Here is a 12,632-nt window from a genome sequence, read left to right as displayed (position 1 = left end):
GGCGCTCCCCTCTAGCCCGTGGCGTCCACCAGTGCCAGTTCGTGCAGGCGCTCCGGTGGGCCCGGCCTCGCGTAGTACCAGCCCTGGGCCGTGTCGCAGCCGAGGATGCGCAGTTGTTCGGCCTGGGCTCCCGTCTCCACGCCCTCCACCGTCACCGCCAGGTCCAGGCTGTGGGCCAGGGAGACGATGCCCTCGACGATCTTCAGGTCGACGGGGTCCGCCGGGAACTGCTGCATGCTCTGGGTGAAGGACCGGTCCAGCTTCAGGATGCTGACCGGCAGCCGGCGCAGGTTGGCGAGGTTGGAGTAGCCCGTGCCGAAGTCGTCCAGGGCGATGTCGACACCCATCTCCGCCAGGCGCCGCAGCGGCTTCAGCAGATCGTCGTCCGCCCCGATCAGCGCCGACTCCGTGACCTCCAGGCACAGCGCGTCCGGCGCGACGCCCGTGCGCTCCAGGATGTCGACCGTGTCCTGGACCAGCCCGGGATGCGTCAGCTGGCACGGCGACAGGTTCACGTTGATCCGCAGCGGCCCCGCCGCCTCGACGCCACCGCGTAGTTCCCGCCACTCGCGGGCCTGGCGCACCGACTGCTCCAGCACCCACCGCCCGAGGGGCACGATCAGCCCGGTGTGCTCCGCGAGCGGGATGAACCGGTCCGGCCCGAGCACGCCGTGCTGCGGGTGCAGCCAGCGCACCAGGGCCTCGGCTCCCCGGACGCTGCCGTCGCCGAGGTGCACCAGCGGCTGGTACTCGATGAAGAACTCGCCCCGCTCCAGCGCCGTCGGCAGCGCCGTGGTCAGCCCGTGCCGCGTGATGGCCCGGGCGTCCGCCTCCGCGTCGGCGAGTTCGAAGCGGTTGCCGCCCGCCGACTTGGCCCGGTACATGGTGATGTCCGCGCTGCGCAGCACCTCCGCCGGGCTGCGTTCCCCGGCCGGGCCCTCCACGACGCCGATGCTGCCGCGCACGGTCAGCTCCCGGCCGTCGACGCTGATCGGCGCGAGCAGCGCGTTCATGATGCGTCCGGCGAGCTCGTCCACCGCGTCCTGGGTGTCGGGGCCGGTGGTCAGCGCCACGAACTCGTCACCGCCGAGCCGCGCGACCATCTCGCCGGGCGCGGTGGCGCAGGACTGGAGCCGGTCGGCGACCTCCACCAGCAGCCGGTCGCCGGCCGCGTGGCCGAGGCTGTCGTTGACGGTCTTGAAGCCGTCGAGGTCCAGGTAGCACAGCCCGAACCGCTGGCCTTCGCCGGCGCCCAGCGCCTTCTCCAGACGCTCGAAGAAGAAGGTGCGGTTGGGCAGCCCGGTCAGCGCGTCGTGCGTGGCCTCGTAGCGCAGCCGCAGGTTGAGCAGCCGCCGCTCGGTGGTGTCCTCCATGAGGGCGAGCTGGTACTGCGGATCGCCGTCGGCGTCCCGCAGCAGGGAGACCGTCAGATTGGTCCACAGGACGGTTCCGTCAGGCCGGTAGAAGGCCTTCTCCAGGTGGTAGTGCTCCCGCTCGCCCCGGACGAGTTCGTCGTAGAGCCGCCAGGTCTGTGGGGCGTCGTCGGGGTGGATCCACTCCCGGACGTTGCGGCTGCGCAGCGTCGGCTCGGAGACCCCGAACATGCGCAGCAGCGCGCCGTTGACCTGCAGTATGTTGCCTTCGAGGTCGGCCATGCCGATGCCTATGGCCGCGCCCTCGAAGACGGCGCGGAACCGCGCCTCGCTCGCGTGCAGGGCCTGCGCCACCACGCCCTGTGCCTGGAGGGCCGCCTGGGCGATGGCCTCCTGCTCGGCCAGGGTCCGCTCGCGCAGCGTCCGGGCGAAACCGGCGGCCATCGCGTGCTGCAACCGCGCGCACCGGGCCCGCAGGTCCTCCTGGTCGCCGTCGCCGCCGCAGTACAGGACCAGGTAGGCGTCGACGCAGTCCAGGGTGCGGCTGAGCGCCTCCGGGTCGGTGCAGTGCGCGTCCACGAGGGCGGCGCCGACCGCCCGGCCCGCGTCGGAGTCGAAGGTCCGGGCCAGCAGTGCCTCGCTCAGCCGCCGGGCCAGGGGCAGCAGCTGCGCCTCGAACTCGGGGCGGGTCGACGACGTCGACGTCACCGGGAAGACGGCACGGCTCCAGATCGTCGCGAACCGGCGCAGTCTGTCCTCCGGCCCGTCCGGTTCCGCGATCACGCCGTACGCCCCACGCCCGCGAGCCCGGAGAACGCGTACGGATCCTCGTCCTCGGGTGCGGTGTCGGGGCGCCAGTGCGGCATCGCCACCAGTCCGGGTTCCACCATGTCGTACCCCTCGAAGAACCGCGCGATCTCCTCGCGCGAGCGCATGATCAGCGGGTTGCGGATGTCCTCGTACACGTCCACCGCACCCCCGGCCCGCTCCGGCGGCAGCGGGATCCCCTCGTAGCAGGCGTGGCTGAGCACGAGCAGGCTGCCGGGCGCGAGCGCCTCGCGCAGTTCGGCCACCGCCCCGTACGGGTCGTCCTCGTCTTCCACGAAGTGCAGTATGGCAACGAGGAGCAGCGCCACTGGCTGATTCAAGTCGATCAGCCGCTCCACCTCGGGGCTGCGCAGGATCTCCTGCGGCTTGCGCAGGTCCGCGGCGACGACGCCCACGTCGTCGCTGCCCTCCAGGACCGCCTGGCTGTGCGCCACGGCCACCGGGTCGTGGTCGACGTACACCACGCGCGCGCCGGGGCGGGCGGCCTGCGCCACCTCGTGCACATTGCCGAAGGTGGGAATGCCGGAGCCTACGTCCAGGAACTGGGAGACGCCCTGGCCGGCCGCGTAGCGCACGGCGCGGCGCATGAAAGCCCGGTTCGCCTGCATGACTTTGGGGAGTCCAGGCATGAACTCCATGGCCCTGCGGGCCGCTTCCCGGTCGACCTCGAAGTTGTGCGATCCGCCCAGGTAGTAGTCGTACATCCGGGAAACGCTGGGCACCGAGATGTCGATGCTCCGGGGGGCCCAGGCGGGACGGTCCATCTATCTCTCCAAGGCGTTAGGCGATCCGGTGTTCGAGCAGAGGCTACTGATCGCCCGCCAATGGAGCGACCCGAAACGGAAATTGACCATCCGTTCCCGGTCACTGCCTGCGGCACGTGCCGCATTGATACCCCTCCGCATGCCCTTCGAACATATGACGAACAGCACCCGAGGCGTTCCGGAGAGTTCCGGTCCGGAAGGGGAAGAGTGTGCGGAATTCAATGAGTTCAGGTGAAGCACGGCAAAACGGCCCACCCCTCCGTGGAGCACGGAGGGGTGGGCCGGGCCTGCGCTTCGGGTGGACGAAACGATCAACCCTGGGGAGGTTTCTCTACTTCTCCGACGCGCCGACCAGCTTTCCGTCGGGCCGCACGGCGTACCAGGTGCCGCCGACGCCCTGGCCGTTGGTGTCGCCCGGGGCCTTGTCGCCGGCAAAGGTGTAGATGGGCGAGCAGTTGATCGTCTGCTGCTTGCCCTTGCCGTCGGTCCGGTCGAAGATCATGTAGCCCTTCTTCTGGATGCCCTTGGTGTCGGCGAAGTCGACGGGCTCCACGAGCGGCCACTTCTCCAGGCACGCACCGGTGCAGTTGGAGACCGGCTTGGGCCAGGCCTCGTCCTTCTTGAACCGGTACACGGTCATGCCGTTCTTGTCGACGACGATCTCGCCGAGCTTGGCGTCGTTGCGCGTGGACAGCCCGGCCTCGACCGCCTCGCCGCCGCCCGCACCGCCCTGCGCCTTCTTGCCGTCGGGGGCGAGCGCGTACCACTTGCCGCCCACGCCCTGGCCCTTGACGTCACCGGCGTTGACGTCCTTGGCGTAGCGGTAGGCGGGCCAGCCGCCGACGGTGAGCTGCTTGGTGCCGTCGGCCCGGGTGACCGAACCGAGCAGCGCCTTGTCGATGCCCTCGCCGGCCTGGGCGTCGTCGGCCGGGACCGGCGGCCAGGTCTTGGCGCAGTCACCGTCGCAGTTCGACTTGGGCGGCTCTTCCGTGTCCTGGTCGAACCGGTACAGGGTGAGGCCGAGACTGTCGGTGACCACCTTGCCGACCTTCTCGGCGGTGGAGACGGACAGCTTGCCTGCGGGGTTGGACGGGCTGGAGGCGCTCGGCGCGGACGGCTGGGCACTCGCGGCGCCGCCCGCCGCGCCCGCGGTGCCCGAGCCGATGCTTCCGTAGTCCCCGGGCGCGGCCGTGGCGCCCACGTTCTGGCTGGCCGCCGGTGGGCTGTCCTGACCGCACGCCGTCGTCAGCGCCAGGACCGCCGCGGCGCTCGCCACGAGTGAGGCGCTCCGCCAGGAGGTCTTCATCGTCAACTCCCCATAATCGCAAGGGTGTTGCAGCGCCCTGCTGCGCCGCCGCACGGCCATGAGTACGCACGGGAGCAGCCTTTGTGTTCAACCGTCGGCCAAATTTCTTTCCGGAACCTGTGACGAGCCCCTCGCGCCGCCGTACACCCGTACGCGGGAAACACCCCGCGGGTGACCGCCGATCACACCGGTGGCCCCGGACATCCCCCTTTCGGGGCAATCCCCTTGCGCTCCGGCCCGTGCAGGCGGCACAGGGCACATGATCTTCGTCGTGCAAGGACCCCTCTCGACTCAACCCGCCCGTGCGGCACGGGCCTTGGCGGCGGCGACGCTGACCTGGGCACTCGTCGGCGCACCGGCCGGGGTCGCGGTGGCCGACGCCTGCGCGTACGCCTCCACGGGGCCGGACGGCACCGGGGCGGTGGCGTACGCCGGCAGCAAGAAGACCTGGCCGTGCCCCACACCCACGCCGAGCCCGTCCCCCACACCGACCCCACCACCGAAGCCGCCGCCGAAGCCGACGCCGGACCCGCCGCCCCCGCCGAAGCCCCCGCCCCCCGAGCCGGCCCCCACGGCCCGGCCCGAGCCGCCGCCTCCACCGCCGCCCGCGCCACGCCCCGCACCGCCCACGCCCCGGCCGGTCCCGAAGTCCGTGCCACCGGCACCCGCTCCCCCGCCGCCGGCACCGGCCCCGCCGGCCACCCCCGCGCCGCGTCCGTCCGCTACGCCCGTGCACTACCCGCGCTACCGCGCCGCGCCGCCGCGGCCCCGGAGGGCGGACGGCACGCTGTCGCCGCTCACCTTCGTCCTGCTCGTCACGGTGCCCGCGGTGGTGGCCGTCGCCGCGCTGCGCGCGCGCTGATCCCTGAAGCCCTGGAGGTACCTCTTGCCGGAATGGCTTGTTCTCACCCTCGCGATGCTGGCCGCCTGTGCCGTGGTGGTCATCATCACCTTCGTACGCCACCGCGCGGCGCCCGAGGACGAGGACCCCAGTGAGACCCCGGACGTCATCGAGTACATGACCATGTGGATCGGCGTGGTCTACGCCATCGTCCTGGGCCTGGCGATCGCCGGTGTCTGGGAAGGGCGCAGCGCCGCACAGGACCACGTCCAAGCCGAGGCGACCGCGCTGCACGAGATCTCGGAGCGGGTACGGGTCTATCCGGCCGAGGAACGCGACCGCATCCGGGACGACATCCGGACGTATGTGAGCCATGTCGTGACCACCGAGTGGGACACCATGGCCGACAAGGGCGAGGTCAGCCCGCGCGGCGCCGAGCTCTTCGAGCGGATCCGCCAGGACGTCACCGACTACGAGCCGGCGACGGACTTCGAGGCCCAGGCCTACCAGCCGTTGCTGGACCAGGTGACCGCGGCGAACCAGGCCCGGATCGCCCGGGCGGAGTCGACCGGGGAGACCATGCCGGGGGTGGTGTGGTTCGGGCTGATCGCCGGGGCCGTCGTCACCATCGGGATGATCTTCGCCCTGCAGATCCGCAGAACGACCCGCGAGCTGGTCCTCGCCGGGCTGTTCTCGGCTCTGATCGCCTTCCTGCTGTTCCTGATCTGGGACTTCGACTCGCCCTACAGCAGGGGCGTGACCGCCACGGCGGACCCGTTCCTGAACCTCTTCCCCGGCGTCGGGGACTGACGGCGCCGCACAGCACGGTTTCCGGCCGGGGGGCGCGCGACACACCGTCACCGTCCCCCGGTCGCGTGGGCGGCGTTCCCCCGGGCGGCCCACACCCATGCCCCATTCGCGCTACTGCGATCGCGCCACCACGCTCGCCTTCTTAGCGTTTCGGGCATCGAGGTGCATGTGTGACGTGAGCGGAACAGGTCCGCGACTGCTCCTCGGGACCCGGAGGATTCACCATGCGCGCGATAGGCCTCGCTTCGGCCGTACTGCTGGGCGCCGGCGCCCTCACCTCCTGCGTGCCCGCCGCGGACGCGGCCATCCAGACCGACTTCGGCTTCAGCGTCATGCCCTCCACCGTGGCGGCGGGCGGTGAAGTCACCCTGCGGGTGGAACGCAACGAGGCGTGCCAGGGGGAGGCGGCGGTCAACTCAGAGGTCTTCGACATGGTCATCATCCCGCCGGAGGAGTCCTGGGCGACGGCCGCCGTCGACTGGGACGCCAAGCCCGGCGCCGTGTACGACGTGGAGTTCGAGTGTGACGAGTCGAGCGGCACCGCGCGCCTGACGATCGCGGGCGGCCGTCCGACACACCACCCCACCCATCACCCGACGCGCCATCCGCACAAGGGTGTGCACGCCGGTGAGGGCGGCACCCTCGCCGGCTTCGACCTCAAGGAGATCGGCCTCGGCGCCGCACTGATCGCCGGATCCCTCGGCGTCGCCTACCACTTCTCGCGCCGCCGCACCGACGAGGACGCCGGTTAGCCGCGACCAGGACGCCGGCCGATGGACGCCATGGGCGCAGGCCTTCGCCCCGGCTCCCCTGAAGATCTCAGGAGGGGCGCCGGGGCGAGGGCCGTTCACGTGCGAGGCGGTGAGTCGTCGAAGGAGCGCGGAGCGAGGCGTCAGATGCGCCGCTCGGCCCGGCGGCGCATCCAGAACACGCCGCCGCCGACGACGGCCGCGGCCACGAGACCACCGCCGATGGCGACGTCGGTCGGGGTGGCGCCGGTGGTGGTGCTGCCGCCGATACCGCCGCGGACACCGCCGATGACGGTGAAGGCCTGCGGCTTGGTCATCCGCCTGCCGTTGCAGTCGACGGTGATGTCGTACGGGCCCGGGCGGGCGTTGCTGTTGATGACGGCGGTGCCCCGCGCGGTCCCGCTGCCGGCGCCGCCCCGGTCGCCCTCGTTGCCCTTGCCTCCGCCTCCGCCGCCGCCGACCGGCGAGAGCCGCGTAGGCGAAAAGGCGTTGGACGTCGCCGTGCCGCCGCCCCGGCAGCCGTCGACCGTGATGGTCAGCTGGCCGCCGGGGGCGATCACGCTGGGCAGGGCGGTGATGTTGCTGGGCGTCTCCCACGCCACGGCCGCGGGAGCCGAGAGGCCGAGGGCGGCGACCGCCGCGCCGGCGACCGCCAGGGCACGAGTGTTACGCATGTGAACCTCCGCGGAAGACGCCCCGGGACCCGTCCCCGGTCGATCGGCGAGAAAGCGCCTCCCAGAGAGACAGTCAGTTGCCGTGCGACGGGCCGCATTTCGGGAATGGTCCGTCCTGGTGAGACCAGGCGGTGCGGGGAAACCGCACAATCGGACATCGCCGCAGGTCACGGACCGTCAGAAATTTCCTCGCCGTGGCAACTCGGATGGCGCACCTGCTGTCCGCGAGGCACCCCTTCCGTCCCCGGGCCACCCGTTCGCCCCCGCCCCGTCGCCGGTTTCGCGTGTGCCACTTAGCGTTCGGATAGGCGCGATTGACACGGCGACGGCCATGTCGAGAGGGGATGGCGAATGTCTGCGTCCGAGCTGGCCCAGGCGGAAGAGGAGGCGCGGCCGAGGAAGCGCGCCCCGTGGGGCGTGATAGCGCTGGTCCTGCTGACCGGCCTCGCCCTCATCCGGAACGGTTCGGGGGAGTTCGACGAGGGCCCACCGCAGCCGGCGACGGCGGCCGCCGCGGACAACCGGGTACCCGAGGGCACCTTCGCCGGGACCGTACGGCCCCTGCCCTACGCCCTCCCGGACCGGGTCCGGATCCCGGCGATCCAGGTCGACGCGCCGATGATCCCCGTGGGCCTGGACGCGGACGGCTGGGTCGGCGCACCGCCGCCGGAGGACCCCAACCTGGCCGGCTGGTTCACCGGTGCCGTCACCCCCGGCGAGAAGGGCACCGCGGTCGTGGTCGGCCATGTCGACAACCAGCAGGGACCGGCCGTGTTCTACGGACTCGGGGCTCTGAAGAAGGGCCATCGCGTCGAGGTCGCCCGTCAGGACGGAAAGACCGCGATGTTCGAGATCTACGGCGTCGAGGTCTTCGAGAAGAACAACTTCCCCGGTGACCGTGTCTACGCGTCCAAGGGCGCGCCGGAACTGCGGGTCATCACCTGCGGCGGGGGGTTCTCCAAGCAGGAGGGCTACGCGGGGAACGTCGTCGCCTTCGCCCGCCTGGTCGAGGTGCGCTGAGCGCTCCCGGCCGGGCGGGCGAAAGGCCCGAGGGCGTCCTTCACGCGTAGTGCCGCCGGGGCACGGTGACGTGGTAGCCGGAGTCCAGCAGTTCCGGCAGATAGCGCCGCAGGGCCCGTACGCTCTGCGAGCGGTCGCCCCCGGCGTCGTGCGAGAGCACCACGACGCCGGGGGCGGCGCCGTGTTCGACCCGGTTCGCGATGGACCGGACTCCCGGGGTGGTCCAGTCGAGGGTGTCGAGAGTCCAGCCGAGCGGTTCCATGCCGAGTTCCGCGCCGAGCTGGAAGGCGGCGCGGTTCCAGGCGCCGTAGGGCGCGCGGAACCACTCGGGGCGCTCCCCGCAGGCGTCCTCGATGGCGTCGCTGGTGCGCTCCATCTGGGAGCGGATCTGACGGCGCGTGAGGCGGGTCAGCAACGGGTGGGACCAGGTGTGGTTTCCGACGACATGGCCCTCCTCGGCCATCCGGGCCAGCAGCCTCCTGCCGCCGGCGACCATTTCGCCGCACACGAAGAACATCGCGCGCACGTCGTACTCGGCCAGGGTGTCGAGGATGTCCGGGGTGAAGCGGGGATCGGGGCCGTCGTCGAAGGTCAGCACCATGGTGCGGCCGCGGCCGGACACCTTCAGCGGTGCCTCGCGGCGTACCAGGGTCCGGCGGGGCGCGGCACGCGGCGGGCCGTAGCCGGTCACCGGCTGCAGCCGGTACGCGGAGGACTTGACGGACCGGGCCTGGGGTCCCGCGGCCGGGGCGGAGGTGACGGGTCCGTCCCCGGTGACAGTCGTGATCACTCCGGCCGTCGCGGCCGCCCCCACGGCGCCGGCGCCCGCGATCAACGCCCGGCGCCGGGTGAGCAGCCGGGTGAGCAACTGATCCTTCTTCATGACTCATCAGTCGCCCGGCCGAAGGCCGACGCTCGCGAGCAACACCGGTGTGGCGGCACACATTCACCCGTCCGGCCCACGCAGACGGGTCAGCGGCGGCGCACCAGGGGGAAGGGCAGCGTCTCCCGGATGGTCAGTCCGGTGAGGAACATGACCAGCCGGTCGACGCCGATGCCGAGGCCCCCTGTGGGCGGCATGGCGTATTCGAGCGCGTCGAGGAAGTCCTCGTCGAGTTCCATCGCCTCGGGGTCGCCCCCGGCGGCCAGCAGGGACTGGGCGGTGAGGCGGCGCCGCTGCTCGACGGGGTCGGTGAGCTCCGAGTAGGCGGTGCCCAGTTCGGTGCCGAACGCGACGAGGTCCCAGCGTTCGGCCAGGCGCGGGTCGGTGCGGTGCTGCCGGGTGAGCGGGGAGACGTCGGTCGGGAAGTCCTTGTAGAAGGTGGGCAGCTGTGTCTTCTCCTCGACGAGCCGCTCGTACATCTCCAGGACGACGTCGCCGTGGCCGTCGTCGGCGGTGTACGGCACGCCGGCGCGGTCGCAGAGCCGCAGCAGCTCGGGCAGTCCGGTGCCCGGGTGGATCTCCTCGCCGAGGGCCTCGCTGACGGCGCCGTAGACGGTCTTGACCGGCCACTGCCCGGAGATGTCGTACTCCTGGCCGTCCTTGTGGGCGACGGGCTTGCCGAACGCGGCGGTTGCGGCGCCCTGGATCAGCTCGCGGACGAGGTCGAGCATCACGTCGTAGTCGGCGTACGCCTGGTAGGCCTCAAGGATCGTGAACTCGGGGTTGTGCTTGTAGTCCGTGCCCTCGTTGCGGAAGGTGCGGCCCATCTCGAAGACCTTCTCCATTCCGCCCACGCACAGCCGCTTGAGGTACAGCTCGGGGGCGATGCGCAAGTAGAGGTCGAGGTCGTAGGCGTTGATGTGCGTGGTGAAGGGCCTGGCGTTGGCGCCGCCGTGGATCTGCTGGAGCACCGGCGTCTCGACCTCCAGGTAGCCGCGTGCCAGCAGGCCCTGACGCACGGCCTGGACGGCGATGGAGCGGGCGCGGACCACGTCGCGGGCGGCGGGGCTGGCGGCCAGGTCGAGGTAGCGCATGCGGACCTTGGCCTCCGGGTCGGCCAGGCCCCGGCGCTTGTCCGGCAGCGGGCGCAGGCACTTGCCGGTGAGCTGCCAGGAGGTGACGAACACGGTCGGCTCGCCCTGGTCGCTGACGCCCGCCTCGCCGGTGACGGTGATGTGGTCGCCGATGTCGGTGTCGGCGGTGAAGCGGTCCAGGGCGGGGCCGGAGCGGTCGCGGGTGAGGGCGAGTTGGTGGTCGCCGGACCAGTCGCGCAGGACGGCGAAGACGATGCCGCCGAAGTCGCGGACCAGCATGATCCGGCCGGCGACGGTGACATGCTCGCCGGGCCGGACCTCGGCGAGGGTGTGGGTGCGGGCCGGAGTGCCCACCGGGTAGGGGTCGGTGCCGTCGGCGCGCAGCCGGTCGAGCTTGCGGTGGCGGACGCGGACCTGGTCGGACAGGCCGGAGAGGGGGTCGGCGGGCCCGGTCCCGTCCCCTCCGGCGAGGCCGAGCGCCGCCAACGACGGCAGCCCCTCCGTGGTGGCGGGCCGCTGTCCGCCCTTCGGGTGCCCCTTTCCCTTTCCCCACAACTTGCGCATCGACGGGACGGAGACGAAGCCCTCGGCGATGCCGGAGGCGAGACCGACCCGGGCGAGGGAGGCGGCCTCCGCGTAGCAGAGGAAGCGGGGGTACCACTCGGGGTGGTACTTGGCGTTGGAGCGGTACAGGGCCTCCAGTTGCCACCACTTGGAGAAGAACAGCAGCAGGCGGCGCCAGAGGCGGAGCACCGGTCCCGCGCCGATGCGGGCGCCCTCCTCGAACACGGAGCGGAACACGGCGAAGTTCAGCGAGACCTTGCGCACGCCCAGTTTCGGGGCCACGGCGCACAGTTCGGCGACCATGAACTCCATGACGCCGTTGGGGGCGGTGCGGTCACGGCGCATCAGGTCCAGGGAGACGCCGTCCTTGCCCCAGGGCACGAAGGACTGGATGGCCAGGAGCCGGCCGTCCTGGTCGAGGGCCTCGGCGAGGAGGCAGTCGCCGTCGGCCGGGTCGCCGAGGCGGTCCAGGGCCATGGAGAAGCCGCGTTCGGTCTCGGTGTCGCGCCAGGCGTCGGCGCGTTCGACGAGCCGGCGCATCTCGTCCTCGCCGAGGGTGGAGTGGCGGCGGACGCGGCAGGTGACGCCGGTGCGTCGGACCCGGTTGACGGCCTGGCGGGTGACACGCATGTCGCGGCCGTCGAGGTCGAAGTCGAGGACGTGCAGGATCGCCTCGTCGCCCAGCTGGAGCGCGCCGAGACCGGCGCGGACGAAGGCCCGGGCGCCCTCCTCGGAGGCGCCCATCACGGCCGGGACCCAGGCGTGGCGGCGGGCCACGTCCTGCCAGGCGGCGATCGCGTGCGGCCAGGCCTCCCGGTCGCCCACCGGGTCTCCGCTGGCCAGGCACACCCCGGCCTCGACGCGGTAGGTGACGGCGGCCTTGCCGCTGGGTGAGAAGACGGCGGCCTTGTCGCGGCGGGTGGCGAAGTAGCCGAGGGAGTCCTGGTCGCCGTAGCGGCCGAGGAGGGCGCGGATGCGGGCCTCCTCGTCGTCGTGCAGGGCGGCTTCCAGGCGCTGGGAGCGGAAGAGGGTGGCGGCGGCGTTCAGCAGGGCGAGCGCGCCGAACAGGCCAAGCAGGAAGTACAGGGCGTGCGGCGGGCGGCCGTCGAAGGAGTCCGCGGGCACCAGGCCGCCGCAGACCCGGTTCGCGGCCCAGGCCAGGCGCTCGTTGCTCGGCAGCGTGCCCGGGAACGCCTCGACCAGGGCCCAGCCGACCAGGATCGCCACGACCAGGCCCGCCACCAGGACGGCCAGGGCCCGGCGTACGGCGGCGCGTCGGGAAGCGGCGTAGAACTCCTTGCGGGCGTAGATCAGCAGGATCAGGGCGAGGCCGCACACCACGAAGGAGGGGACGGACTCGGCGAACTCGCCGACGGCCATGCCGAGGATGTCGGTGAGGACCAGCAGCCCCAGGTAGACGACGACCAGCCACCAGGCGATCTTCTTGCGGGCACCGGTCGCGGCGGCGAGCAGGAACAGGAAGACCGCGTAGGCGAGGTTGGCGCTGACCGGGACGAGCAGCAGGTCCAGGAAGCGGACGAGGGGGCGCAGCCCGGTGCGCAGCGGGGGGATCAGCGCCAGCAGGGCGCACAGCAGTCCGAGGGCCCCGAAGAAGAGGGCGAAGCCCTGCGGTACCCGGCTCAGGAAGCCGTGCGCCCGGTGGGGCGGCCGTATCGGGCCCGGGGTGTCCTCGGCCGTCCCGGTGTCCGCGATGACGCTCATGCTT

The 12,632-nt window shown here is 72.0% G+C and carries 11 protein-coding genes; 4 read left to right on the top strand and 7 right to left on the bottom strand.

Going from position 1 to position 12,632, the window contains the following annotated elements; all coding sequences use genetic code 11:
• Positions 1-11: 11 nt before the first annotated feature.
• The 4 genes from IGS69_RS31095 to IGS69_RS34855 all read right to left on the bottom strand — a co-directional run bounded on the left by IGS69_RS31095 (position 12) and on the right by IGS69_RS34855 (position 4,973).
• On the bottom strand, positions 12-2,156 hold the full coding sequence (locus tag IGS69_RS31095; protein WP_190903787.1) for a putative bifunctional diguanylate cyclase/phosphodiesterase: 2,145 nt from the start codon (positions 2,154-2,156) through the stop codon (positions 12-14).
• Positions 2,153-2,965 (bottom strand): SAM-dependent methyltransferase, encoded by an 813-nt coding sequence (locus tag IGS69_RS31090; RefSeq protein ID WP_190903786.1) that lies wholly within the window; start codon positions 2,963-2,965, stop codon positions 2,153-2,155. Before IGS69_RS31090 ends, IGS69_RS31095 begins: the two co-directional genes overlap by 4 nt.
• Before the next feature lie 331 nt (positions 2,966-3,296).
• A complete protein-coding gene (locus tag IGS69_RS31085; RefSeq protein ID WP_190903785.1) occupies positions 3,297-4,271 on the bottom strand; it encodes an SCO0930 family lipoprotein in 975 nt (324 codons plus the stop codon).
• Positions 4,272-4,562: 291 nt separating this feature from the next.
• The gene (locus tag IGS69_RS34855) at positions 4,563-4,973 is read right to left on the bottom strand and encodes a hypothetical protein (protein WP_232543686.1); all 411 of its coding nucleotides are present in this window, start codon (positions 4,971-4,973) and stop codon (positions 4,563-4,565) included.
• A gap of 28 nt (positions 4,974-5,001) precedes the next feature.
• On the opposite strand from IGS69_RS34855, the gene IGS69_RS35010 reads away from it, so the two are divergent.
• The 3 genes from IGS69_RS35010 (at position 5,002) to IGS69_RS31070 (ending at position 6,674) form a co-directional block, all read left to right on the top strand.
• Entirely contained in the window at positions 5,002-5,133 is a 132-nt protein-coding gene (locus IGS69_RS35010; protein ID WP_260419336.1) for a hypothetical protein, read from the top strand.
• Positions 5,134-5,157: 24 nt separating this feature from the next.
• The gene (locus IGS69_RS31075; RefSeq protein ID WP_232543685.1) at positions 5,158-5,922 is read left to right on the top strand and encodes a bestrophin-like domain; all 765 of its coding nucleotides are present in this window, start codon (positions 5,158-5,160) and stop codon (positions 5,920-5,922) included.
• A gap of 224 nt (positions 5,923-6,146) precedes the next feature.
• Entirely contained in the window at positions 6,147-6,674 is a 528-nt protein-coding gene (locus tag IGS69_RS31070; RefSeq protein WP_190903783.1) for a hypothetical protein, read from the top strand.
• A gap of 140 nt (positions 6,675-6,814) precedes the next feature.
• Here IGS69_RS31070 and IGS69_RS31065 read toward each other — a convergent pair whose 3' ends face one another.
• Positions 6,815-7,345 (bottom strand): hypothetical protein, encoded by a 531-nt coding sequence (locus IGS69_RS31065; RefSeq protein WP_190903782.1) that lies wholly within the window; start codon positions 7,343-7,345, stop codon positions 6,815-6,817.
• Between the two features lie 351 nt (positions 7,346-7,696).
• On the opposite strand from IGS69_RS31065, the gene IGS69_RS31060 reads away from it, so the two are divergent.
• On the top strand, positions 7,697-8,365 hold the full coding sequence (locus tag IGS69_RS31060; RefSeq protein WP_190903781.1) for a class F sortase: 669 nt from the start codon (positions 7,697-7,699) through the stop codon (positions 8,363-8,365).
• A 40-nt stretch (positions 8,366-8,405) separates the two neighbouring features.
• On the opposite strand, the gene IGS69_RS31055 is transcribed toward IGS69_RS31060, so the two are convergent.
• Complete coding sequence (locus IGS69_RS31055; protein ID WP_190903780.1) at positions 8,406-9,248, bottom strand: polysaccharide deacetylase family protein; 843 nt, start codon at positions 9,246-9,248, stop codon at positions 8,406-8,408.
• Between the two features lie 89 nt (positions 9,249-9,337).
• The gene (lysX, locus tag IGS69_RS31050) at positions 9,338-12,628 is read right to left on the bottom strand and encodes a bifunctional lysylphosphatidylglycerol synthetase/lysine--tRNA ligase LysX (protein ID WP_190903779.1); all 3,291 of its coding nucleotides are present in this window, start codon (positions 12,626-12,628) and stop codon (positions 9,338-9,340) included.
• Between the last annotated feature and the right edge of the window lie 4 nt (positions 12,629-12,632).

The sequence above is a fragment of the Streptomyces tuirus genome, assembly GCF_014701095.1.
Taxonomy (GTDB): Bacteria; Actinomycetota; Actinomycetes; order Streptomycetales; family Streptomycetaceae; genus Streptomyces; species Streptomyces tuirus.
Note: the sequence above shows the minus strand (reverse complement) of the source record. Positions and strands in the feature narration are given on the sequence as shown.